At 62.9% G+C, this 23681-nt stretch carries 20 protein-coding genes and 1 pseudogene; 10 read left to right on the plus strand and 11 right to left on the minus strand.

Annotation, left to right across the window (positions count from 1 at the left end; all coding sequences use genetic code 11):
* Positions 1-116: 116 nt before the first annotated feature.
* On the plus strand, positions 117-1412 hold the full coding sequence (locus tag NKJ67_RS18750) for a lipopolysaccharide biosynthesis protein (RefSeq protein ID WP_127272343.1): 1296 nt from the start codon (positions 117-119) through the stop codon (positions 1410-1412).
* Here NKJ67_RS18750 and NKJ67_RS18755 read toward each other — a convergent pair.
* Genes NKJ67_RS18755 through NKJ67_RS18765 form a run of 3 tightly spaced genes read right to left on the minus strand, consistent with a single transcriptional unit; the run spans position 1409 to position 4292 of the window.
* Complete coding sequence (locus NKJ67_RS18755; RefSeq protein ID WP_352582328.1) at positions 1409-2332, minus strand: DUF6492 family protein; 924 nt, start codon at positions 2330-2332, stop codon at positions 1409-1411. The genes NKJ67_RS18750 and NKJ67_RS18755 overlap by 4 nt on opposite strands.
* Entirely contained in the window at positions 2329-3123 is a 795-nt protein-coding gene (locus NKJ67_RS18760) for a WecB/TagA/CpsF family glycosyltransferase (RefSeq protein WP_127328764.1), read from the minus strand. Before NKJ67_RS18760 ends, NKJ67_RS18755 begins: the two co-directional genes overlap by 4 nt.
* Positions 3120-4292, minus strand: a complete 1173-nt coding sequence (locus NKJ67_RS18765) for a glycosyltransferase family 4 protein (protein ID WP_352582330.1) — start codon at positions 4290-4292, stop codon at positions 3120-3122. The genes NKJ67_RS18760 and NKJ67_RS18765 overlap by 4 nt, the downstream gene beginning before the upstream one ends.
* Positions 4293-4464: 172 nt before the next feature.
* Here NKJ67_RS18765 and NKJ67_RS18770 point away from each other — a divergent pair, with 172 nt between their 5' ends.
* Genes NKJ67_RS18770 through proC form a run of 3 tightly spaced genes read left to right on the plus strand, consistent with a single transcriptional unit; the run spans position 4465 to position 7642 of the window.
* On the plus strand, positions 4465-5463 hold the full coding sequence (locus tag NKJ67_RS18770; protein ID WP_352582332.1) for a glycosyltransferase family 2 protein: 999 nt from the start codon (positions 4465-4467) through the stop codon (positions 5461-5463).
* The gene (locus tag NKJ67_RS18775; protein WP_352582334.1) at positions 5432-6766 is read left to right on the plus strand and encodes an O-antigen ligase family protein; all 1335 of its coding nucleotides are present in this window, start codon (positions 5432-5434) and stop codon (positions 6764-6766) included. Before NKJ67_RS18770 ends, NKJ67_RS18775 begins: the two co-directional genes overlap by 32 nt.
* Positions 6767-6826: 60 nt before the next feature.
* Complete coding sequence (proC, locus tag NKJ67_RS18780; protein ID WP_352582336.1) at positions 6827-7642, plus strand: pyrroline-5-carboxylate reductase; 816 nt, start codon at positions 6827-6829, stop codon at positions 7640-7642.
* A gap of 372 nt (positions 7643-8014) precedes the next feature.
* Here the strand turns inward: proC and NKJ67_RS18785 are convergent, their stop codons facing one another.
* Together NKJ67_RS18785 and NKJ67_RS18790 are read right to left on the minus strand one after the other, a co-directional pair.
* Positions 8015-8269: a type II toxin-antitoxin system VapB family antitoxin gene (locus tag NKJ67_RS18785; RefSeq protein ID WP_127321718.1), complete on the minus strand. Its 255-nt coding sequence runs from the start codon at positions 8267-8269 to the stop codon at positions 8015-8017.
* Positions 8270-8336: 67 nt separating this feature from the next.
* Positions 8337-9650, minus strand: coding sequence for an NAD(P)H-dependent oxidoreductase (locus NKJ67_RS18790; protein WP_352582338.1), 1314 nt, complete (start codon positions 9648-9650; stop codon positions 8337-8339).
* Positions 9651-9990: 340 nt separating this feature from the next.
* Between NKJ67_RS18790 and NKJ67_RS18795 the strand changes: the two genes are divergently transcribed.
* The 3 genes from NKJ67_RS18795 to NKJ67_RS18805 all read left to right on the plus strand — a co-directional run bounded on the left by NKJ67_RS18795 (position 9991) and on the right by NKJ67_RS18805 (position 12236).
* Positions 9991-11397, plus strand: coding sequence for a PTS galactitol transporter subunit IIC (locus tag NKJ67_RS18795; RefSeq protein ID WP_352582340.1), 1407 nt, complete (start codon positions 9991-9993; stop codon positions 11395-11397).
* Positions 11398-11469: 72 nt separating this feature from the next.
* Positions 11470-11931 (plus strand): PTS sugar transporter subunit IIA, encoded by a 462-nt coding sequence (locus NKJ67_RS18800; protein ID WP_352582342.1) that lies wholly within the window; start codon positions 11470-11472, stop codon positions 11929-11931.
* A 17-nt stretch (positions 11932-11948) separates the two neighbouring features.
* Complete coding sequence (locus tag NKJ67_RS18805) at positions 11949-12236, plus strand: PTS sugar transporter subunit IIB (RefSeq protein WP_023809203.1); 288 nt, start codon at positions 11949-11951, stop codon at positions 12234-12236.
* Between the two features lie 33 nt (positions 12237-12269).
* Here NKJ67_RS18805 and NKJ67_RS18810 read toward each other — a convergent pair whose 3' ends face one another.
* The 6 genes and pseudogenes from NKJ67_RS18810 to NKJ67_RS18835 all read right to left on the minus strand — a co-directional run bounded on the left by NKJ67_RS18810 (position 12270) and on the right by NKJ67_RS18835 (position 20774).
* On the minus strand, positions 12270-13664 hold the full coding sequence (locus NKJ67_RS18810; RefSeq protein ID WP_352582344.1) for a multicopper oxidase family protein: 1395 nt from the start codon (positions 13662-13664) through the stop codon (positions 12270-12272).
* Positions 13665-13834: 170 nt separating this feature from the next.
* On the minus strand, positions 13835-14554 hold the full coding sequence (locus NKJ67_RS18815) for a nickel/cobalt transporter (protein WP_352582452.1): 720 nt from the start codon (positions 14552-14554) through the stop codon (positions 13835-13837).
* A gap of 73 nt (positions 14555-14627) precedes the next feature.
* Positions 14628-15671: pseudogene (locus tag NKJ67_RS18820) on the minus strand (cation diffusion facilitator family transporter); the annotation flags it as partial.
* Complete coding sequence (locus NKJ67_RS18825; RefSeq protein WP_127397356.1) at positions 15668-15931, minus strand: metal-sensing transcriptional repressor; 264 nt, start codon at positions 15929-15931, stop codon at positions 15668-15670. The gene NKJ67_RS18825 and the pseudogene NKJ67_RS18820, both read right to left, overlap by 4 nt.
* Before the next feature lie 84 nt (positions 15932-16015).
* Positions 16016-19825: a methionine synthase gene (gene metH, locus NKJ67_RS18830; protein ID WP_352582346.1), complete on the minus strand. Its 3810-nt coding sequence runs from the start codon at positions 19823-19825 to the stop codon at positions 16016-16018.
* Between the two features lie 130 nt (positions 19826-19955).
* Positions 19956-20774, minus strand: coding sequence for an alpha/beta fold hydrolase (locus tag NKJ67_RS18835; RefSeq protein WP_352582348.1), 819 nt, complete (start codon positions 20772-20774; stop codon positions 19956-19958).
* Positions 20775-20966: 192 nt separating this feature from the next.
* Here NKJ67_RS18835 and NKJ67_RS18840 point away from each other — a divergent pair, with 192 nt between their 5' ends.
* From NKJ67_RS18840 to NKJ67_RS18850, 3 genes are read left to right on the plus strand one after another with little or no spacing between them, the layout of a single operon-like run.
* Positions 20967-22220: an ABC transporter substrate-binding protein gene (locus tag NKJ67_RS18840; RefSeq protein ID WP_027035742.1), complete on the plus strand. Its 1254-nt coding sequence runs from the start codon at positions 20967-20969 to the stop codon at positions 22218-22220.
* A 3-nt stretch (positions 22221-22223) separates the two neighbouring features.
* Entirely contained in the window at positions 22224-22961 is a 738-nt protein-coding gene (locus tag NKJ67_RS18845; RefSeq protein WP_023809209.1) for an ABC transporter ATP-binding protein, read from the plus strand.
* A complete protein-coding gene (locus NKJ67_RS18850) occupies positions 22958-23671 on the plus strand; it encodes an ABC transporter ATP-binding protein (protein WP_127269236.1) in 714 nt (237 codons plus the stop codon). The genes NKJ67_RS18845 and NKJ67_RS18850 overlap by 4 nt, the downstream gene beginning before the upstream one ends.
* Positions 23672-23681: the final 10 nt, after the last annotated feature.

Here is a 23681-nt window from a genome sequence, read left to right on the forward strand (position 1 = left end):
GGTTAATTTTCCCGCACCGAAGCGTCGGTTTCTCGCTTCGGTTGCATCTATTTTCGACACAGGCTCAGCCTCCAGAACGGCACGTTAAGTTTTCCCGCCTAGGCTCTCCTTAAGAAATGACGCAGGCCAGTGACATACCGCAAAGGCGGCCCCTCGCCCGGATCGGCAGCTTTTTGGCCGAACGACGGGGGCTGCTTCGCGACTATTTCTCGGCGATCAGCGGCGCCGGCGGGCGACTGGTGTTTTCGCTGGCCTATTTCATCGCGCTGGCCAACACGCTGTCCATTTCCGAATTCGGCATGTTCGCCACCGCTTCGGCGGCCGGTGTCATGCTGTCGCGCATCCTCGCCTTCGGGTTCATCTCGGCGCTCTACCGCACCGCCACCATCCGCCCCAATCTGATCGGCACCTTTTCCGCCGGCTTCCTGCTGCTCGGCGTGCTGTCGCTGCCGCTGCTGGCCGCGGCCTCGTTCGGCGTCTACCTGCTTTTCTTCGCCGACACCGTGCCGCTGTCGGTGTTTGCGGCAATCGTCTTTGCCGAAGCGCTGCTGTGGCGGCCGGTCGAGGTGGCGCTGATCGTCAACAATGGCCTGGGCAAATTCGGCCGCGCCGCGCTGCTGGCTATCCTGGCGACCGCGTTGCGGGCGCTTGGCGCGGTGCTGTTCATGTTCTCTGCGCATCACAGCGTCTGGATATGGTCGTGGTTCTATATCGGCGCCAATGCCGCCTCGCTGCTGATTGCCTTCGGCTTCTTCTACCCCCGCCAGCGGTTGCGGCTGCGCATCGAGCTCTATCTCAGGCGATTGGCCGATTCTGTCTACGTGGCCGGCGCCGAAGTGCTGTTCTACCTGCAGATGGAGTTCGACAAGCTGCTGGTGCTGGCGATCGGCGGCCCGCATCTGGCTGGCATCTACGCCATCATTATGCGGCTGGTAGACCTGACCGCCATTCCGATCCGCACCTTCTCGATGATGCTGGTGCAGCGCATGATGCGCGCACCGGAACTGTTGTCACGGCTGGCGGTCAAGAGCGGCATCGAAGGCGGTGTGTTCGCGGTCTCCACGGCAGCGCTGCTGACGCTTGGCATCGTGCTGCATTTCTTCCCCAATGCGCTCGGCAAGAATGTCGCCGAGGCCGCGCCGCTGGTCGTGCTGGCGATCTGCGTGCCTGGCTTGCGCAATCTGGTCGAATATCAGGCCGAGCTTTTGTTCGCGCGCGGCCAGACGCTGGTGCGGGCGCTCAATCTCGGTCTGCTCGCCGCACTGAAGGCGCTGCTTTTGACCTATGTGCTGACGACCATCCTCGACACGCCGAACCTGGTGCTGTCGCTCAATGTCGTCTTCCTGCTTTTGTATCTCGCCTCGACGCTGCTCACCTATTCGGCGATGCGTAAACCGGCAAAGCCCATCTAATCCAGCCCGATCAAACGGCGGATGCGGCCGATATCGGTGCCGATGAAGGATTGCATGCCGATCGCCACCTGCTCCGGCGCCATGGCGGCAACGAAGCGGCGGAACTCGTCGTCCGACAGCGCCTCGCCGGTCCAGTGCACCCGGCAGAACTCCTCCGAACCGTGGAAGTGGCCGGCACCCTGTAGCAAATCGTCGACATAGCGGCCGTAGATCATGCATTCGGAGAATTTGCGCGCCGAGCCGACGACCTCGACCCAGTTGCGACCATGGACCTTCTCGATCTCGCCGCACATGGCCAGCACGGTGTCGCGCCGCCAGGCGATCAGCGTCGAGATGTAGTCGTGGACCGATGTCCGGGACGGCTCGATGCCGAGTGCCGACCCCGCGTTGCGCGACCAGATGCGATGCTCCTCATGGCCTTCGTCCGCCAGCACGCCGTCGCGGCGGAACAGCCGCGCCTTGCCGTCGCGCCAGAAGGCGGCGCAGTCGAAAGGTTTCAAGAAAGCGACGTCCGAATCGCAGAAGATGAGCAAATCTTGAGATGCATGCGCCGAGATGGCGATGCGGCGCAATTGCTGCACGTGCCAGCCACGCAGCGGCTGGGTCTTCAGGCTGAGCCAGACGCGCCGGCGAAACAGGCTGAGCGGATCGTCAAATGCGTGCAGCCAGCGCGGCAGCAATTCACGCTCGTCGACGACCGTGCGGCGGCCGGTTTCCAATTGGCGAAACAGCCTGACGTCGCGATGTTCGACCAGGATGTAATGGTGCGCCGCGCCCGAAACGTGGCGATCAAGTGTCTCGCACAACAGGCGGCAGCGCTCGAAGTCGGGCGCGTAGCTTGCCGTCACGATGGCCGCCGTCGGTGTCTGCCGCAGCGGGCCTGGCTCGACAGCGGTGCCTGGCACGAACCTGCTGTTCACTTGACATCCTCCGCGGCTTCGGGCGCAAGCGAGAATTTCTGCCTGACGACGCGCAGCAGGAACAGTGGGTTGCCGACCACATAACGGCGCCACAGGCGGCTCGGTTCGACAGCCAACCGGAACAGCCATTCGAGCCGCAGCCGGCGCATCCACAAGGGCGCGCGGGGCACCGCGCCGCTCAGGAAATCAAGCAACGCGCCGACGGCGATCGGCAGCGTGCAGTGGCGCGCGTCGATGTGGCGTTCGATCCACAATTCCTGGCGCGGCACGCCCATGGCGACGAGCAGCACGTCGGGCCGAAGCGCGGCGATCCGGTCGACGATTTCCTGCTCCTGCGAAGCAGGGAAATAGCCGTCATGGATCACCACGAATTTGTGCTGCACCGCCAAGGCGGCCAGCTTGACCGAAGCCGCTTCGGCATTGACACGCGTCGCGCCGAGCAGCCCAACGGTCAGCGGCGTCGTCGAGGCCTGCAGGAAGGCCGGGACGAAATCGGTGCCGTTGAGATTGTCGGGAAACGGCGCCCCGTAGAGGAGCCTCGCCGCCAGATCGATACCGATGCCGTCGGGCAGGATGAGGAAATCATCGAGTGCCCCGGCGAACACCGGGTCGGTATAGGCGATGTTGGCGTTGTGGGCGTTGAGGAAACTGACCTTGGTGAAGCGCCGCTCGGCAATCAACCGGTTCAGCAGGGCGATGGCATCGTTCCAGCGGACCGCAACCACCGGGATGCCAAGGATCGTCTTCAGCTTGTCGAGCCCGAACGCGGCGCGGGCGGAATGCATGTTCATGCAAACGCCTCCTGCCTGACAGGCTCAAGCTTTTCGAGGCCGAGCCGGATGGCAGCGTCGAGCGCCTTGACCTGCGAGCCCCGGAACGCGCTGCCGTCGACGTCGCGGATGTCGGCCGCCGCAGCCTCGAGAGCCTTGGCGAAGGCGACGGGATCGTCGGTGACGACGCAGTTGGCCGGACGGTGGTCGATGCCGCGTAGCGAACGGCTGGTGGCGACCGAAGGCAGGCCGAGTTCGAACGTTTCGATGGTCTTCAACTGGACGCCGCTGCCCGCGGTGCTGATCAGCGGAATGACGGCAGCACCGCGCACGAAAGCCTGCGCGTCGGGCACGCGGCCGACAAGTTCGACACCCGGATGCTTCGAGGCGACGCCCGAAGGCATGTGGCCTGCGATGCGGATGCGGAAATCGGGCCGCAGATGCGGCACGACGTTGCTCAGGAACCAGTCGAGGCCGATGCGGTTCGGCTGCCAGGTCCAGGTGCCGATCAGGGCGGCGTCGCAGTCGATGCGGCGAGGGCCTTTCAGGGTTGGCGCCTGGGCACCGGTCACCAGCGGCAGCACCGCCGAGCGGTTGTCGGAGGCGACACCTAGTGCGGCGCGGTCTTCCTCGGCCAGGGTGAAGACGAAGCGCGCCCGGCGGCAGAGACGCTCTTCGACGGCCTTGAGCAGCCTTGCCTCGCGGCGAAACAGCAGGCGCTGGAAGAGGCTGCCGGCGGCAGCGGCGTTCTCCCGCGCCGAAAGATACTCGACATTGTGGGCAACGAAGATCGAAGGCCGCTCGGTGAACAGCTTTTCGAAGGCGCCGGCGAACTGCACGGAATTCAGCACGTAGCCGTCAACCGGTCCAGCTTGCTCGATGGCAGCGAGAACATCGCTGTCGGACACGGCGCGCAGCTTGACCGAGGCGAAGGTGAGGCCCGAAAGCAGCGCCTTGCCGACCCAGGCCAGCTTCTGCCGCGCGGAGGCATTGTCCGTGCGCACGTCGATGGCACCCAGCACCACGGTGTTTTCGGGGTCGGCCGCGGGTTTCCCCGGCCAGGTGAAACCAATGACGGTTACGCGCACGCCAGCGCGCCGCAGGGCGGCGATGATCGCAGCGTTTGCGATCTCGTAGCCCGAGGCGAGAGCACCGTCGGGCACGATCGATGTGGCGAACAGTAGATGCATCTCACCTATCCACTGGTGTAGCCGGTAGCAAAGCGCGGTGAACCCTTGATTAAGCGAGCACATTCGACGGCCGAAAGCCTCTGCTTGCAGGCGTTCTCCGTGCAAGGTGATTAACGAAACCTTATCAACCGTGGTGCTACCAGAGCCCAACTCACCATGTGGCTGGACACGGATGATCCCTTTGCCATCGGACGGTTCGGTATCGGTCGCGGGACGCACGCCGCGGCTTGACGTCGAGGCCGTCGAAGCCGTCGTCACCTTGCCGACCTTCAAGCGTCCCGAGCAGGTGCTGGAAACGCTGGCGTCGCTGCGCGCGCAGCAAACCGGCAGGCGCTTTGCCGTGATCGTCATGGAGAACGAAGCCGAGGCGCGGGCCGGCGCCAAGGCAGCGCTGCCGTTGTTCGAGCGGGGCGAAATGTCGGGCCTGGTCATCATCGCGCATGAGCGCGGCAATTGCAGCGCCTACAATGCCGGCTGGCAGACGGCCATCCTGCAATTCCCGAACTTCAGGCATCTGCTGGTCATCGACGATGACGAGATCGCCGATCCGCAGTGGCTGGAACGGATGTGCCGGGCTGCCGAAACGCTCAGTGCCGATATTGTCGGCGGCCCGCAGGTGCCGGTGTTTGCCGACCCCGCCCATGCGCGATGGGCCGAGCATCCGGTGTTCGCGCCGCCCTACCGGGAGACCAAGCGGGTGCCGGCGCTCTATTCGTCCGGCAATCTTCTGGTCGGGCGCAACGTGCTGATCGCCATGGGTCCACCCTTTCTCGATCTCAGATTCAACTTCATGGGCGGCGGCGATTCCGACTTTCTCAGCCGGTCGGCGCAAAAGGGCTTTGTGCTGGGCTGGTGCGCCGAGGCCAAGGTGCATGAAACCGTCCCGGCCCGGCGTATCGAAGCCGACTGGATCCGGGCTCGCAGCCTGCGCAACGGTGTCATCTCGACACTGGTCGAAAAGAAGAAGCGCGCCGGCACACCGCTGGCCGGCGCCAAGGTGTTGCTGAAGAGCCTGGCGCTGCTTGCCGCCTCGCCGTTTCGCGGCCTGATCCGGCTGGCGCGGACCGGATCGCCTGATATCGCCATCTACCCTGTCCATGTGGCGCTGGGCCGCGTGCTGGCCGAATTCGGATATGCCAATGAGCAATACCGCCAGCCTGAGAAAAACTGAGCGCGCGCCGCTCAGCGCCGCGTTCACGCGCGAAGGCGTGGCCACCGCCATTGCCGCGCTGCTGTTCACCGTCATCATGGTGTCCTTCCGGCCGTTCCAGCCGGGCGGCGCAGAACTCACCGGTCAAGGCGGCGACATCGTCAACCAGCTTGGCTTCGGTTCGCTCGGCGCCATGTCGATCTTCTCGCTGATGGCCTTTGCCGATCCGCGTGTGGTGCGCTCGCTGCTCAGCCCGTCCTGGATGCTGATGCTGGGTTTCTTTTTCCTCTCGGTGATCCTGTCGACCGATCCGCCTTCGGCGATGCGCGCCGCCTCCTTCACGCTGATCGGCATCCTGACAATGGCGACGATCCTGGTGCTGCCGCGCGACGCCGAAGCCTTCTCGAAGGTGATCATCTTCACCGCCGTCGTGGTCATGGGCCTTTCCTATCTCGGCCTCATCGTCTTTCCGCACGAGGCGATGCACACCGCCGACTCGCAGGAGCCCGAGCATGCCGGCCTGTGGCGCGGCGTGTTCACCCACAAGAACATCGCCGGGCCGATCATGGCCTGCCTCAGCTTCGCGGGCCTCTATCTCTACCGGCGCGGACAGCGCTACTGGGGTGCCGGGATCTTCTTCGCTGCGATGATCTTCATGCTGCACACCGGCTCCAAGACGACAGCCGGCCTGGTGCCGTTCTCGATCCTGATCGTGATGTTCCCGAGCCTGATCGGCATGCGGCTCGGCACGCCGATCCTGTTTGCGCTGGCGATCGTCGCGACAGCGGTCGGCACGCTGGGCATCGTATTCCTGCCGCCGATAAAACATCTCGCGGCGATCTATTTCCCGGACATGACCTATACGGGCCGCGCGACGCTGTGGGAGTTCGCCGGCAGCATGCTCGCGAAGAAGCCATGGACCGGTTACGGCTATGAGAGCTTCTGGGGCACGCCCTTGCTGCTCAACCAGGACCAGCCCTTCGACCGGCCGTGGGACATCCGGACCATCGTGCACGGCCATGACGGCTACCTCGACATCGCCGTGCTGATGGGCATCCCGGCACTGTGTGTGGCGGTCTACACCTTCCTCATCGCGCCGCTGCGCGACTACATGCGCATTCCGTTGCGCAGGGAAAACATTTTTCTCGGCGACTTCTTCATGATGGTGGTGCTGTTCACGGCGCTGAACGCTTTTCTCGAAAGCTTCTTCTTCCATCGCGGCGACCCGGTCTGGCTGTTCTTCGTGCTCGGCGTATTTGGCCTCAGGCAAGTCTCGCTGCGGCCGATGGCAGTGCGCGATCCCGATCGCGGCTCGCGATCCTGACAGGGCTTCCCCAGGGAAGCGCCAGCGTCTATGTGAAAGCCTTCCTTCGGAGGGCTTTTGATGACGATCAGGCTTGTTCTCGCCGGCTGCGGCAATATGGGTTACGCCATGCTCTCAGGCTGGCTGAAATCCGGCAAGCTTGCGCCATCAGCGGTTTTCGTGGTCGAGCCCAATGCCGATCTGCGCAATCGCGCGGCAGCGCTGGGCTGCGCGACATCAGCCGATGCCGGTGCCATTCCGGCCAATGCCGTGCCCGATCTCGTCGTCATCGCGGTGAAGCCGCAGGTGATCCGCGACGTCACCGCCGCCTACAAGCGTTTCGGCGATGGCCGCACCACCTTCGTCAGCATCGCCGCCGGCACACCTGCCGCCACCTTCGAGGAAATCCTCGGCAACCGCGCGCCGATCGTGCGCTGCATGCCCAACACACCCGCGGCAATCGGCAAGGGCATGATGGTGGTGTTCTCCAACAAGCTCGTGTCGGATGACACCAAGCGTTTCGTCGCCGATCTTTTGTCGGCGAGCGGCGAAGTGACCACGATCGACGATGAGGGCCTGATGGACGCGGTGACCGCCGTGTCCGGATCGGGACCGGCCTATATCTTCCATTTCATCGAGGCGCTAACGGTGGCCGCCGAGAAGGCCGGGCTGCCGACGGCGACCGCCAAGCTGCTCGCCATGCAGACCGTCTATGGCGCCGCCTCGCTCGCCGCCGAAAGCGGCGAGGAACCGGGCGTGCTGCGCCAGCAGGTCACCAGCCCCAACGGCACGACGGCCGCGGCGCTGGCCGTGCTGATGGGCGAGCACCGGCTGACGCGCCTTCTCACAGAGGCGGTGGAGGCTGCGCGGCTGCGGTCGGTCGAACTGGGGAAGTAAGCAGCCAGCTCCTCCCCTGCCGAAGTTTTGATGGGTCGGACGTGCTTGCGTTGATGGCTTGGCGGAAATGCACATCGCTTCGTCATCCTGGGGCGAAGCAAGGAGCGCAGCGACGCGGCGCAGACCCCAGGATCCATGCCGCGACTTCAAAGCGCTGCTGCGGTGCAGAATTCTGCTCCGCTGCATTCCTCGACCAAGATCACGGCATGGATCCTCGGGTCTCCGCGACGTCGCTTCGCTCCTGCTCCGCCCGTGGATGACGAAGTTGGGAAGGCTCCGGTCAATCCCGAATGTCTACGATGATCCATCGAAACGAACGACGAAATCCGAGCTGCCAGCAGGCCTTCCAACGTGACAACCCCTGTGCACCTGTCAGGCGTCATTCTGGCCGCCACCCCACATGGCATCGATCTCATTCTTGCTCACGACCCGGCCAGCCTTGCCCGCTTTGGACCTCAAATCATCGGCGATTGCAGCCAGCCGTTCCGCCAGAGGCATACGGGCGTTTTCCCGCTTCAGTTCACTTTCAAGCGCTTCGATAACCGCTCTGGTCATGGAAACCTTGCGCTTGGCGGCAAGCTGGCGAGCCAGTTCGCGGGCAAGCGGATTCCTGATTCGAAGGTTCATGTGACCGACCTTGGCGACATTTGCCCCACAATCTATCATTTGTCGTAGCAGCGCCAGCGTGGTCCTTTCAGGCCCCGTACAGCATCTCGTCCTGCAGCCGGCGCAAGGCGAACAGCCTCGTCGTCTGGTCGGGCGACGCATTATCCGCCGTCAGCAACTCACCCTTCCTGACCGGTTTCAGCACCTTGCCGCCCTCGAGCAGGCCGACCGGCACGGCGCGCTGGGCGCGGGCTTCGCCGACGGTCATCGTCCAGGAGCGGTAGCAGGTCTCGCCGATCGCATCGAAGGTCTCGCCGGCGGCAAGGTCGCGCTTGGCGACGGCGCAGACTTCGGCAACGGGCCGCGGCAGCGGCACCATGTCGGGTTTGCCGAAAAGCATGATGCGGGCGGCGGTCAGCGGCACCTCCAGTGAGGTCAGATGATAGGGCCTAAACAGGCTGTAGTAAGGGCCGTGGCCGATATGCAGATCGTCCATGCGCTCGATGATGCGCGGATGCGTCGCCTCGACGATGACGAACACGCCAGGCGCGACGCCCTTGCCGACCGTGTAGTCGACGACGCCTTTCCTGAGCAACAGACCGCCATCCTCGCGCGGGATCAGCACCTTGGCGAGGTCATCGCGGTCGGCCTTGGGGCCGTGCATGCCGGGCACATCGGGCACCAGCCAGGTGGCGTTGGCGATGGCGCACATCTCGACCATGGTCTTGGAGCCGTCGACGAACTCGACCAGCATGCGTGGGTTCATGTTGCGGCGGATCGCTTCGGCGCGATAGTCGTCCGGCACGGCGTCGTGGTTGAGCGGATTGTTCTTGCCCTTGCCGGCCGAGACGATGGTCAGCCCAAGCGCCGACGCGAATTCGATCAGTTCCATGCAGCTCGACGGCTCATCGCCGGCGCCAACCGAATAGACGACGCCAAGCCGGTCGGCCTGCTGCTTGAGATAGCAGCCGATGGTGACGTCGGCCTCGACGTTCATCATCACCAGATGCTTGCCGTGCTCCATCGCCATGAGGTCGAAATCGGCGGCGACGCCCGGCTTGCCGGTGGCGTCGATGACGACGTCGATCAGCGGATTGGTGACCAGCATCTCGTTCGAAGTGACGGCGATCTTGCCGCTCTCGATAGCGCCGGTGACTTTCGACGCGGTGTCGGCTTCGACGGCCATGGCTTCGTCGCCATAGGCGATACGGATGGCATCGCGCGCGGTGTGCGGGCGGCGCGTCGAGACGGCGCAGATCGAAATGCCTGGCATCAGCATGCCTTGGGTGACCAGATCGGTGCCCATTTCGCCCGAGCCGATGACGCCAATGCGCACCGGGCGGCCCTCGGCGGCACGCCTGGCGAGATCGCGGGCAAGGCCGGTCAGGGCGACGTTGGTCATGCAGGAATGTCCACAGCTTCGTGATTTGGGACCGGATAGCAGGGAACGGGTTCTATTTGCCAACGAAACCCGGTCGCGACCGGCAATTTCCCGCGAAATCGTCTCGGAAGGGACGTCCGCCGAGGCTCGATTGGCCGAAGCGCAACCAATTGACAATGCAGCGGACAACCCCAATAAAACATTCGTTTGTCAACAAAGGCAAATGTTCACCGACGCGACAGTCGGAAAGCATTCGCCTCTGGGGCAAATTGGGGAGTGTCTTTGCGCCGGGGCGTCAAAGGCTGGATGGAGCATCATTGCGAGGCGTCGAGCGAAGGCTCGCGGCTCCAGGGGAGGAAAAATGGATACTGTTCTCGCGGCCCTAAAAGGGGCCATCGATACGCTTGGCCCGACGATCCTGCTGCCAATTGTCATTTTCATCATCGCCGTGGTTCTGGGCGCCAAGGTCAGCAAGGCTTTTCGCGCCGCCGTCACCATCGGCGTCGCCTTCATCGGCATCAATCTGGTGCTTGGCCTCATGTTCACGTCGATTGGCGACGTTGCCAAGGCCATCGTCACCAACACCGGCATTCATCGCGACATCATCGATGTCGGCTGGCCCTCCGCGGCCGCGATCGCCTTCGGCTCGTCGGTCGGCCTTTGGGTCATTCCGGTCGGCATCCTCGTCAACATCGTGCTGTTGCTGACACGCATGACGCGCACGCTCAATGTCGATGTCTGGAATTTCTGGCACTTCGCCTTTGTCGGCTCGCTGGTGGTCGCCGCAACCGACAATCTGGCCTATGGCATCGCGGTCGCAGCACTTGTCGCAGCACTCTCGCTGCTGTTCGCCGACTGGTCGGCGCGCGCGGTACAGCAGTTCTACGGCGTGCCCGGCATTTCCGTGCCGCATCTCGCCTCGGCACAGATCCTGCCGATCGCCATTGTGCTCAACTGGATCATGGACCGCATTCCCGGGATCAACCGCATCAACATCAACACGGACACCATCGAGCGCAGGTTCGGCGTATTCGGCGAACCTGTCGTGATGGGCCTCATCATCGGCCTCGTGCTTGGTGCGATCGCGTTCTACAATGCGGGTGATCTCAGTGTGGTGCTGGCCAAGGTCCTGGGCACCGGCATGACGCTGGCCGCGGTGATGCTGCTGCTGCCGCGCATGGTCAAGATTCTGATGGAGGGGCTGATCCCCGTCTCCGATGCCGCACAGGCGTTCGTGCGCAAACGCACCGGTGACCGAGAGCTTCTCGTTGGTCTCGATTCGGCGATCCTGATCGGCCATCCGGCCGCGATCTCGTCGTCGCTGATCCTGGTGCCGATCGCGATCATCCTGTCGGTGATCCTGCCGGGCAACCGCGTGATCCTGTTCGCCGATCTTGCGGTCATCCCCTTCATCGTCGCCATGACCGCGCCGCTGGTCAAAGGCAACGTGTTCCGCATGGTGGTGATCGGCACGGTGACGCTGGCCATCGGCTTCTACGTCGCCAACGCGCTGGCGCCGCTGTTCACCAGCGCAGCAGTCTCGTCGGGCTTCAAGCTGCCGGCGGACGCACTGCAGATCACCTCGGTGGTCGACGGCTTCCTGTGGGTGCCTTACGTGGTCATCGAGGCTATCCAGGGGATGGGGCTTGTCGGCATCATCGTGATCGCGGTGGTTATCGCGGCATTGTTTGTCCTCTACCGCCGCAATCCGCTCGGCTGGGAGCGGGCCGCGGGCGCCGAGGACGAGCCGGCCGAAGAGACGGCCTGAACCTGATAGCGTCCCCTTTAAACCGATCGTGCGCCCTTCCCGGGGCGCACGATTTCATAGACGGAGCAAAGAATGTCCGACGGACTCATGCAGCTTCTGGACCCTGACGCGATCGTGCTCGGATCCGATGCCTCGACCAATGAGGAGATCATCCGCATCCTGGCGGGCCGGCTGGAGAGACTTGGCTATGTCAAAAGCAGCTATGCCGACGCGGTCGTGCGCCGCGAATTGACCATCCCGACCGGACTGCCGCTGGAACGCTCCGATAATGTCGCGGTGCCGCACACCGATCCGGAGCATGTGCTGAAGCCTGGCATCGCGATGGGCACATTGAAGCAACCAGTGACCTTCGCCAACATGGAGGATCCCGACGAGATGCTGCCGGTCGGCTTCGTCTTCCTGCTTGCCATCAACGAGAAGGACAAGCAGATTGAGGCGCTGCAGGCCGTCATGGCCACCATCCAGAACCCGCAAGCCTTGGATGATTTGAGGTCGGCCAGAACCCTCGAAGACGTGCGAGCCGTACTCGGCTGAAACAAGGAGAAGCAGAGATGTCCAGACAGAAAACCATTCTCTTTGCCTGCGGCACGGGCATCGCCACCTCGACTGCGGTCAATGTCGCCGTCACCGAGGAAATGAAGAAACGCGGCCTCACCTTCAACGCCCAGCAGGCAAAGGCCACCGAAGTGCCCGGACTGGCCGACAATGTCGACTTCATCGTCGCAACCACCCCGATCTCCGCTTCGGTCACCAAGCCGGTGATCAAGGGCCTCGCCTTCCTCACCGGCATCGGCAAGGACAAGGTGCTCGACGAGATCGAGGCGCAATTGCGCAAATGACGGCACCGACGCTACGCGCAGGCTGACGCGGCTTCACACCACCCTGACATAGCTCGTCATTCCCGATTTCTGATGCTCGATGATGTGGCAGTGCAGCAGCCAATCGCCGGGATTGTCGGCGACGAAGCCGAGCTGAACCTTCTCGTTGGGCTGGATGAGATAGGTGTCGGAAATCACAGGCTGAACCTGGCGCGTCGAGGATGACAGCACTTTGAAGCTCATACCGTGCAGATGCATCGGATGGGATTGCGGCGTCAGGTTCTCCATGTCGATGACGTAGCTTTGGCCAAGCTTCAATTCGGCCAGTGGCGCGGTCGGGTCCTTGGTGTCGCCTGGCCACGGCACTTTGTTGAGGGCCCAGAAACTATAGCCAAGCGAACCGCAGATGCCATCGCTCGGGACGTTTTCCGCCGTGGCGCTTAGTGCCAGGGAAATATGCCTGGCACTGGCGAGATCCACTTCCGCCACCGGATTGAGCTCCAGCGGAGCAACATCGCGAATGTCCCGTTTGAGGGATTTTCCTGTCGCGCGCAGGGTTGCCAGGATTTTTGGCTTGGTGCCCCTGACGTCCCTCAAGCTGACCATCGCGCCTTCATTGTCGGGCATGCGTATGGCCAGCTCCATGCGCTGGCCGGGTCCGAGCAGCAAGGCGTCGGGCGAAAAACGCTCAGGCACCGGATTGCCGTCGAGCGCCATGATACTCGCCTCCGCACCGTCGACGCGAAAAGCGTAGATACGCGTCACGTCGGTGATGGCGACGCGCAGCCGCGCTAGTCCGCCGGCCGGCGCATCATATTGCGGCTGGTCGAGCCAATTGGCGGTGCGTACCGTGCCGTAAGTGCCGGTTCTCGCGGCATCGCGCGGCCGGAACTGGTCGATGAACTGGCCGTCGTCACCGAGGCGCCAGTCGCGCAAATTGAGGACGATTTCGGCATCGAATTTCGGATCGTTGGGATTCTCGACCACGATCACGCCAGTCAGGCCATGGCCCATCTGCTCCAGCGTGTTGCAATGCGGGTGGTACCAGAAGGTGCCGGCATCGGGCGGCGTGAAGGCGTAGTCGAAATGATCGCCGGTGTAGACGTAGGGCTGGACCAGAAACGGCACGCCGTCCATCTTGTTTGGAACGCGAATGCCGTGCCAGTGGATCGTTGTCGGATCGTCGATCGCGTTGACCAGGCGGGCAGCGAAGGGCTCGCCCTTTTTCATTCTGAGCACGGGCGGCATCCCGGCGTTGCCATAGGTCAGCACATCCCTGGTTTGGCTGACATCCATCAGCTCCGCCTGGATCTTTGCCGTCTGCAAAACCACCGGCTCAGGCGTCGCGGCGGCCCAGCCACCAAGCCGGCCCATCGCCGAAAACCCGACCCCGCCTGCGCCGGCAATCGCTGCCGTTTTCAAAAGCCTGCGGCGTGTGAGTAAGGTCATTCGGCGCTCCAACTGCAAAGGCGACTGCCCTGGGTTTATCGATGTGTTGGATTATCGGCCAGCCACCAGCGCGGAGCCCGATATTGGCACATCGTGTCTCGACGATGTCATGGCGACAAGATGACGTTCGCTTGCGCTGTTTTCGACAGGCTGGCGAGAACTCATCGAGATCAGACAGCCGAAGATGAGATTTGCCAGACGGCTATGCAGGAGAGCGCGAAGCCTGCCACGCCTTCCATCGTGCGTGAGATGACATCGAACAGGCGCGGACGGCTGTCGAAAAAGTGCACCAGTCGCTCTCTGAACAGGATTGAAGCGATCGCCACACAAGACAAGGTCAGTGCCACACCAAGCATCATGGTGATCGCGAACAGAATACCGGCGCCCGGTACGCCTCTGGAAATCGCGAACGTCATGACAAAGAGGGTCAGCGGGCAAGGTATCAAACCGGCCATGACACCAACAGCCTCGCCCTCATGCTTGTGATGCCGGCCATGGTTCAATGCGCGCCATATCATCCAGACGCCGATCAGCCCGAGCAGGCCGCGACTGATGTTCTCGAGGAGTGGCGCGCGCCCGACACTTCCCAATGCGATCGAGACAAGCGGCAGCGAAAGCACGGCGATCAGAACCGCGATTGCCACGTGAGTGAAGGACAGAGTAACCGACACCAAGAGGCCGCGCGAAACCTTCGCATCCGAACCGGCTAGGTAGGTCGCCAAAATAGCTTTGCTGTGACCGGGCGTCAAAGCATGTGCGGCCCCAAACAAGACCCCCATTGGCAGGAAGGCCAGGAACGCCAGCCAATCCCCTCCAACCGAGAGCAGTTTTATCTGGTCGGCGAACGCCAGATATATGGTGCGTTGAAACTCGACAAGCGTTTGGAACATCGGCGTTTGGAACATCGGCGTTTGGAACATCAGTCGAGGTTAGCCGACGCCGGTGGTTTTTTCGCGACCCTCAATGGTGGTGGCCGTGGTGTTCACCGTGATCATGCCCGTGAGGATGCGGATCGTCGTGTTGTTCATTTGCGGTGGCCAACCGAATGTTGGCAGCTGCAAGAGCCGGCATGTGCTCGAACAGTTCATCTTCCAAAGCGGCCGTTATCTTCCTGGCCTCGGAAACAGGCAAAGCTTCGTCGACCGAGATGGCAATGTCTGCGTGCAGCTTGTGGCCAATCCAACGAGCCTTGGCCTCTACGATACGCGCGCCCGGTACATGCTCGGCGGCATGCCGGATTTCGCCCATGATGCCGGGCTCGACACCGTCAAGCATGCGAGTAAGCACCGAGCGTGCCGATTGCCAAACGATGCCGAAGATCGCAGCGGTGATGAGCAGGCCAATAATCGGGTCGGCCAAGGGAAAGCCGAGCCAAACGCCAAGCGCACCGATGACAACGGCAAGGCTGGTGAGACCGTCGGTGCGGGCGTGGTAGCCGTCTGCGACGAGCGCCGCGCTGTTGATCTCCCGACCGACCCGGATCCGGAACACGGCAACCACTTCATTGCCAAGAAACCCGACAATGCCGGCCGCCGTCAGCCAACCCAAATGGGTAACCAATTGGGGGTTTATCAGACGGTCGATGGCCTGATAGCCAGCGACGATGGCGCTAAACAAAATGATCAGGACAATGATGATCCCTGCCAGATCTTCGACGCGGCCCAAACCATAGGTAAAGGTCTGCGACGGCTTGCGGCGCGCCAGCATGAATGCGATCCACAGTGGAATGGCGGTCGTGGCGTCTCCGATGTTGTGGATCGTGTCGGCCAGCAGTGCCACGCTGCCGGACAGCATCACAACAACAAGCTGCAACGCCGCCGTAACCGCCAAGATAACGAATGACCATTTGATGGCCCAGATGCCACGGTCAGTTGTGGCGATGGTCGCATCGATGACGCCGTGGGTATGACCATGCGGCCCTGCGCCATGGTCGTGGCCACCATGCGCGGCATGCCCGCTTGGTCCGAACCCAAACCAGTCAAGGATGCGTGCGCCCGTATGGTTCATAGATATTTCGCCAACTGCTTGAGTTCCGCCAGAGAGCTCCCGCTCGGTTCAGCGCTGTCGGTCAGGCAATGCTCGATGTGATCGTGGATCAGTTCGCGCTTCGCGCTGCTGATGGCGCTTTCGACCGCGTATAGTTGCTGCGCAAGATCAACGCAGGGGCGTTCCGCTTCGAACATGGCAATGACGGAAGCCAGGTGCCCTTGCGCACGTTTCAGCCGCTTGAGAATGGCGGGGTGGGATGTGTGAATACCTTCGGACATACCGCCCGACTATCCCCCCTGGGAGGATAGAGTCAAGAGATCAACGACGACCGTCAGAGCGAAATGATGATAGCGTTCGCGTCGCTATTCAGCCGCCTCGGCATAGTGTGCCGGCACGTAGTTGAGGATGGGGCCGAGCCAGCGCTCGACCTCTGCCAACGGCATCGCCTTCCGGCGCGCATAATCCTCGACCTGGTCGCGTTCGACCTTGGCGACGCCGAAATAATAGCTTTCGGGATGCGCCAGATAGATGCCTGATACCGAGGAACCCGGCCACATCGCATAGCTTTCGGTCAGGCTCACGCCTGCATTGCGCCCACCGTCGAGCAGCCGGAACAAAGTCGCCTTCTCGGTGTGATCGGGCTGCGCCGGATAGCCGGGCGCCGGACGGATGCCGCGATAGGGTTCGCCGATCAGCTCGTCCGGTGCCAGCGCTTCATCTGAAGCATAGCCCCAGAATTCCTTGCGCACCTTCTCATGCATCCGCTCGGCAAAGGCTTCGGCGAAGCGGTCTGCCAGCGCCTTGACCATGATCGACGAATAATCATCATTCGCTCGCTCGAACCGTTCGGCGATAGCCACCTCCTCGATGCCGGCGGTGACGATAAAGCCGCCGATGTAATCCGGCTTGCCGCAATCCGCTGGCGCGACGAAATCCGACAGCGCGACATTGGCCTTGCCATCGCGCTTGGTCAGCTGCTGGCGCAAGGTAAAGAAGGTCGCCAGTTCCTGCGACCGCTTTTCGTCCGTGAACAGCCTGATGTCGTCGCCGACGGCATTGGCCGGCCAGAAACCGACGACGCCGCGCGGCGCGAACCATTTCTCGGCGATGATCTGCTTCAGCATCGCCTGCGCATCCTCGAACAGCTGGCGCGCGGCGGCGCCTTGCGCCTCGTCTTCGAGAATTTTGGGATAACGGCCCTTCAGCTCCCAGGTCTGGAAGAACGGCGTCCAATCGATGTAGCGCGCGAGTTCGGTGAGATCCCAGTTCTCGAATACCTTGACGCCGGTAAAGGACGGCTTCGGCGGCTCGTAGGCAGACCAGTCGATCCGGTGCGCATTGGCCCTCGCCTTGGCCAGCGGCAGCCGCTGCTTGTCGGCTTCCGAGCGGGCATGCGCATCGGCGACCTTCTTGTATTCGGTGCGCACCGCGCCGACATAGCCGCCCTTGGTCTCGTTCGACAGCAAGGATGAGACCACGCCGACCGCGCGGCTGGCGTCGGTGACGTAGACCGTCTGCCCCTTGCTGTAGCGCGGGTGGATCTTCACCGCCGTGTGCACGCGGCTGGTCGTCGCGCCGCCGATCAGCAGCGGAATGTCGAAGCCTTCACGCTCCATCTCGGCGGCCATATGCACCATTTCATCGAGGGATGGCGTGATCAGGCCGGACAGGCCGATGATATCGACATTTTGCTCACGGGCGGTCTGCAGGATCTTGGCCGCCGGCACCATGACGCCGAGATCGATGATCTCGTAATTGTTGCAGGCGAGCACGACGCCGACGATGTTCTTGCCGATATCGTGGACATCGCCCTTCACCGTCGCCATCAGGATCTTGCCCGCTGTCTGGCGTTCGCCATTGTCGATGCCGTTGGCGGCGTTGGCCAGCTTCTCGGCCTCCATATGCGGCAGCAATCCCGCGACGGCCTGCTTCATCACCCGCGCCGACTTGACCACTTGCGGCAAGAACATTTTTCCGGCGCCGAACAGGTCGCCGACGACGTTCATGCCGGCCATCAGCGGGCCTTCGATGACATGCAGCGGCCGCTCGGCGGCAAGCCGCGCTTCCTCGGTGTCGGCGTCGATGAATTCGGTGATGCCGTTGACCAGTGCATGGCTGATCCGCTGTTCGACCGGCAGGTCGCGCCAGGCGAGATCGCGCTCCTGCGCTTCCTGGCCCGCCGTGCCCCTGAAGCGTTCGGCGATCTCCAGCATGCGTTCGGTGGCGGTGCCGCCGGCCTTGGGCGTGCGGTTGAGCACGACATCCTCGCAGGCCTCGCGCAGTGCCGGCTCGATCGTATCGTAGACGGCGAGCTGGCCGGCATTGACGATGCCCATGTCCATGCCGCGCTGGATGGCATGGTAGAGGAACACGGCATGCATGGCCTCGCGCACCGGCTCGTTGCCGCGAAACGAGAAGGACAGGTTCGACACGCCGCCGGAGATATGAACATGCGGCAGCGTCGCGGTGATCTCGCCGGCCGCCTCGATGAAGTCGACACCGTAATTGTCGTGCTCCTCGATGCCGGTAGCAATGGCGAAGACATTGGGATCGAAGACGATGTCCTCGGGCGGGAAGCCGGCCTGTTCGGTCAGGAGCTTGTAGGCGCGGGTGCAGATCTCGACCTTGCGCGCCTTGGTGTCGGCCTGGCCGTCCTCGTCGAAGGCCATGACGACGACAGCAGCCCCATAGGCGCGCACCAGCCTGGCATGATGCAGGAAGGCCTCCTCGCCCTCCTTCATCGAGATGGAGTTGACCAGCGGCTTGCCCTGCACGCATTTCAAGCCGGCCTCGATGATCTCCCATTTCGAACTGTCGACCATGACAGGAACGCGGGCGATGTCCGGCTCGGCGGCGATCAGGTTGAGGTACTCGACCATGGCCTTCTTCGAATCGATCAGGCCCTCGTCCATGTTGATGTCGATGATCTGCGCGCCATTGGCGACCTGGTCGCGCGCCACATCCAGCGCGGCGACATAGTCGCCCGCCGTGATCAGCTTCCGGAACTTGGCCGAGCCGGTGACATTGGTGCGCTCGCCGACATTGACGAAGGGAATCTCGTCGGTGAGCGTGAACGGCTCCAGCCCGGAAAGGCGCATCCTGGGCTCGATGTCCGGAATGGCGCGCGGCGGATATTTCTTCACCGCTTCGGCGATGGCGCGGATGTGCTCCGGCGTCGAGCCGCAGCAGCCGCCGACAACGTTGACTAGTCCCTCGCGGGCAAAATCCTCGATCTGCGCGGCCATGAATTCCGGGCTCTCGTCATACCTACCGAATTCGTTGGGCAGGCCGGCATTCGGATAGGCGCAGGTGAAGGTGTTGGCGACGCCTGATATTTCGGCCAGATGCGCCCGCATCGCGTTGGCGCCGAGCGCGCAGTTGAGGCCGATGGTGAACGGGCTGGCGTGGCGCACCGAATGCCAGAAGGCGGTCGGCGTCTGGCCCGACAGCGTGCGGCCGGAGAGGTCCGTGATGGTGCCCGAAATCATCACCGGCAGGCGCACGCCCTTCTCGATGAAGATCTCTTCCGCTGCGAAGATCGCCGCCTTGGCGTTCAGCGTGTCGAAGATGGTCTCGATCAGGATGATGTCGGCGCCGCCATCGATCAAGCCGCGCAGCTGCTCGCCATAGGCGAGGCGCAGATCGTCGAAGGTCACGGCGCGATAGCCGGGGTTGTTGACATCGGGCGACATCGAAGCGGTGCGGTTGGTCGGCCCCAGCGCGCCGGCGACAAACCTTCGCTTGCCGTCCTGCTGCTCGGCCCGAACAGCGGCGCGCCTGACCAGCCGCGCGCCATCACGGTTCAGTGCATAGACGGCATCTTCCATGCCGTAATCGGCCTGGGCGATCGAGGTCGAGGAGAAGGTGTTGGTTTCGAGGATGTCGGCGCCTGCGATGGCGTACCGATAGTGGATCTCCTCGATCGCCCCGGGCTGCGTCAGGATCAGAAGATCGTTGTTGCCTTGCTGGTGGCAGGCGCAGCCGGCGAAGGCCTCGCCGCGAAACTGGTCCTCGTCAAAGCCGAGGCCCTGGATCTGTGTGCCCATGGCGCCGTCGAGGATGAGAATGCGCTCGCGTGCTGCCGCAGTGAGCGCCGCAAGCACCTCCGACCCGTCCGGCTTTGCCGCGACGGGGCCGAACAATGCGTCCAGCGAGGCAGAATTCTGCGACATTTCTTATCCCTCTGGCGACAGGCCTTTCATGTCACATAAGGATATCTTTATGTCAATATACGGTAGATGCGCGCGATTGTCACCCACCTGTCTCGAAGGCGGGGTCTGTGGCGCCGGTTTTCCGACGGACCTACGACCTGTCGAAGCTTGCCAGGAAGCGGGCGAAGACCGGGTTGAAACGATCCGGCGAGTCCCAGAACGGCGCGTGGCCGGATTTGTCGAGCAGATGGGCCTTGCCTTCCCATAAATTGGAGAATTTCACAGCGGAGACGAAATCGGTGTTGACGAATGGCTCGTCGATGCCGTTCAGAACGGCGATCGGCGGCGTCTTGCCGGCCACGATCTCGCGCTGGTTCCGCCCGGTGCCGGCCGCGAACTTTTCGAACATCAGGCGCCGCGCCCTTCCATCGGTGCGCGCCACCGTGTCGATGAGAAACGGCTCGAACGGCTCGCCGCAGGTGCTGCGCGCATAGACCTCGACATCCGCGTCAGTGAAAGTTTCCTGCCCGGCAAGGTGCATATGCGGGCTCGGCTTGAAGCCGTTGCCGACCTGCTCGGGCGAGACGGGCGGCGTGCCGGTGATCATCAGGCCAAGCAGGCCGAGAAAGCGGTCGATCATCTCAAGCCCGATATGGCCGCCGAGCGACCAGCCGAAGACGATGGCCTTGTCGATGCCGAGCAGCCCGAGCACTTCGGTCATGGCATCGGCATAGCCTTCCATGCTGTAGGAACGCTCCGGATCGATCGCATCGGCGGACGCTCCATGGCCGGGCAAGTCGGGAGCGATGAGGTGGTAGCGCTCGCCCAACGGGCTGTCCAACTGGTTGCGGAAAACGGCGCTGGAAGATGAATTGCCGTGGATCAGTATGACAGCGGCGCCTTCGCCACTGGTCTGGCGAACCGCGATCTTGCCGTGGCTGGTTTCAAGGGTCTTCTGCGAGATCGCCATTGTCCGCTCCGTCGGGGGAATTGCCCTGTTTTAATACAGTTGCGCGGCAAAGCGCCACGGCTTCCATACCTTTGCGGGAACCATCTTCCCGGCCAGGTTGCGTTGAAAAATCCTTTTCAAATAAGAACAATTATGCGTAGATTGTCAATTATCCAACTCCCGATGAACGGGAGGAAAACAGGGAACAGCACGATGAAGCCCAAATCCGCCGCAAGTCGAATCCGCCATATGCTGATGAGCACGACGCTGATCGGCATGTTTGCCGCATCTGCCGCCCCCGCCTTTGCCGACGTCGTCAAGATCGGCCTGCTTGCGCCGCTGACCGGCCCTGCCGCGGCGGACGGCCAGGAATTCCAGCGCGGCGTGCAGATGGCCATCGATGAGGCCAACGCAGCCGGCGGCGTTGCCGGGGATACGTTCGAACTGGTGGTCGGCGACGTCAAGGATCAGTCCGCCGGCAACGTCACCAGCGCGGTCGAGCGCCTGCTTGGCGATCCGGGCGTGCACTTCATGCTGACCGGCTACGCCAGCCTGACCAATTTCGAGATCGACAACATGGCCGAAGCGGAAATGCCCTACATGCTGGCGGCCACCTCGCAGCAGACTAGGGACATCATCGCGCCGAGCCCCGATAAATACATGTGCTGCTGGTCGCTGACGCCTTCCTTCGACGCCTACAACACCGACGTCACCCTGTTCGTCGAGAAGCTCGCGGCCGACGGCAAGATCACCTTGCCGACCAAGAAGGTCGCCATCATCTCGTCCGACAATGCCTATTCGAAGACCATCTCCGAAGGCATGAAGAAGACCTTCAAGGAGAAGGGCTGGACCATCACCGTCGACGAGATCGTGCCGTTCGGCGAAGTGACCGACTGGCGTTCGATCCTCGCCAAGGTGCGCGAGAACGTTCCCGATGTCGTCATCAACACCGACTATCTGCCGGGCAATTCGGCGTCGTTCCTGAACCAGTTCCTCGAGCAGCCGACCAAGAGCCTCGTCTTCCTGCAATACGCACCGAGCGTTCCGGAATTCGTCGAGCTGACCGGCAAGAAATCGGATGGTGTCATCTACAATCTGCTCGGCGGCGCGCTGACGACGCCGAAGAACCCGCGCGCCGACGAGGTGGCGGCCAAGTTCAAGGCAAAATACGGCGTCGAGAGCGGCACCTACGGCGTCGGCCTCTACGAAATGACCAATGTCTATTTCGATGCGGTCAAGAAGGTCGGCGGCGCATCCGACCATGCGGCGATCATGAAGGCGCTGTCGGAGACCGACAAGCAGGTCGCGGAAGGGCGGCTGAAATTCGATCCCGCCACCCACCTTGCCACGCAGGGCGACGACTATATTCCGATCACCTTCTTCCAGATCTGGGATGGCCAGCGCACGCTGATCTCGCCGGAGAAATACGCCACCGGCGCCTTCAAGCTCCAGCCCTGGATGAAGTAGGGAATGGCCCTGCTTGAACTGGACGACGTGTCGAAGGCCTTCGGTTCGCTGAAGGCCGTCGACGGCGTGTCGTTCAAGGTCGAGGCCGGCGAGATCTTCGGCATCGCCGGCCCGAACGGCAGCGGCAAGAGCACGCTGTTCAACATCATCACCGGCATACCGTTCGGCCCCGACCGGGGCCAGATCCGCTTTGACGGCATTGCCATAAACGGCAAATCGGGACACGCCATCGCGCGTCTCGGCCTCGCCCGCACGTTTCAGCGCGAGACCAGCTTCGACGGACTGACCGTGTTCGAGAACGCGCTGATCGGCGCCAGTTACGGCAAGCAGGAAAAGACAGCGGCCACGGCCCGCAATGCCGCCGCCGAGGCGCTGGAGTTCGTCGGCCTGGGATCTCAGTCGTTCGGCCGGCTTGCCGGCGAATTGTCCGTGTTCGAGCGCAAATGCCTGATGCTTGCCACCGCGATTGCCATGCAGCCGCGCATGCTCTTGCTCGACGAGCCGGCATCGAGCCTGACCAAGCCCGAGATCGAGACGTCGATCGGCCTGATCCGCCGCACCGCCGACCGCGGCATCACCATCCTTCTGATCGAGCACGTGCTGACCTTCCTGATGAGCCTTTCGCAACATCTGCTGGTGCTCAACAATGGCCGCGTCCTGGCCGCTGGCGACCCGGCCGGCGTGATCGCGGACCCGCGCGTCATCGAAGCCTATCTCGGCACGAGGAGATCGGCGGCGTGAACCCCATTCTGAGTGTCGAAGGCGTCACCGCCGGCTATGGCCGCGTCACCGTGCTGCACGATATCTCGCTGGAGGCCGGCCGTTTCGGCAATGTCGGCCTGTTCGGCCCCAACGGCCATGGCAAGACGACGCTGCTGCGCGCAGTCTCCGGGCTGCTGCAGCCGAAGAGCGGCCGCATTCTGTTCGACGGGCAAGACATTGCCGGCCGCAGCGCACGCGCCATCGTCGGCGCCGGCCTGATCCATGTGCCGCAAGGCAACCGGCTGTTTCCTGATCTCTCGATCGCCGACTGCATGGCGCTCGGGGCCTATTCGCCGCGGGCCCGGCCGCATGAGGCGGAGAACCGCGAGAAGGTGATCAAGCTGTTTCCGAAACTGGCGGAACGCTGGCGCCAGCGCGTGCGCACATTGTCGGGCGGCGAGCGCCAGATGGTGTCGATCGGCACCGCGCTGATGAGCCATCCGCGCCTGCTGATCCTGGATGAGCCGACGCTGGGGCTGGCGCCCAAGATCAAGGACGAGCTCTGCGCCTCCGTCATGGACATTTCGCGCGGCGGCGTGCCGCTGATCGTCGTCGAACAGGATATCGAATTCCTGCTGGAGCTGACGCAGCAACTCTACCTCGTCAACCATGGCGCGGTGGCGACCGAGATCAAGCCGGGCGAAAGCCTCGACCACGGCGAGATCATGTCGATGTATTTTGGCCATTAGGAAAATCCGA

The sequence above is a fragment of the Mesorhizobium sp. M0088 genome (genome assembly GCF_040322895.1).
Taxonomy (GTDB): Bacteria; Pseudomonadota; Alphaproteobacteria; order Rhizobiales; family Rhizobiaceae; genus Mesorhizobium.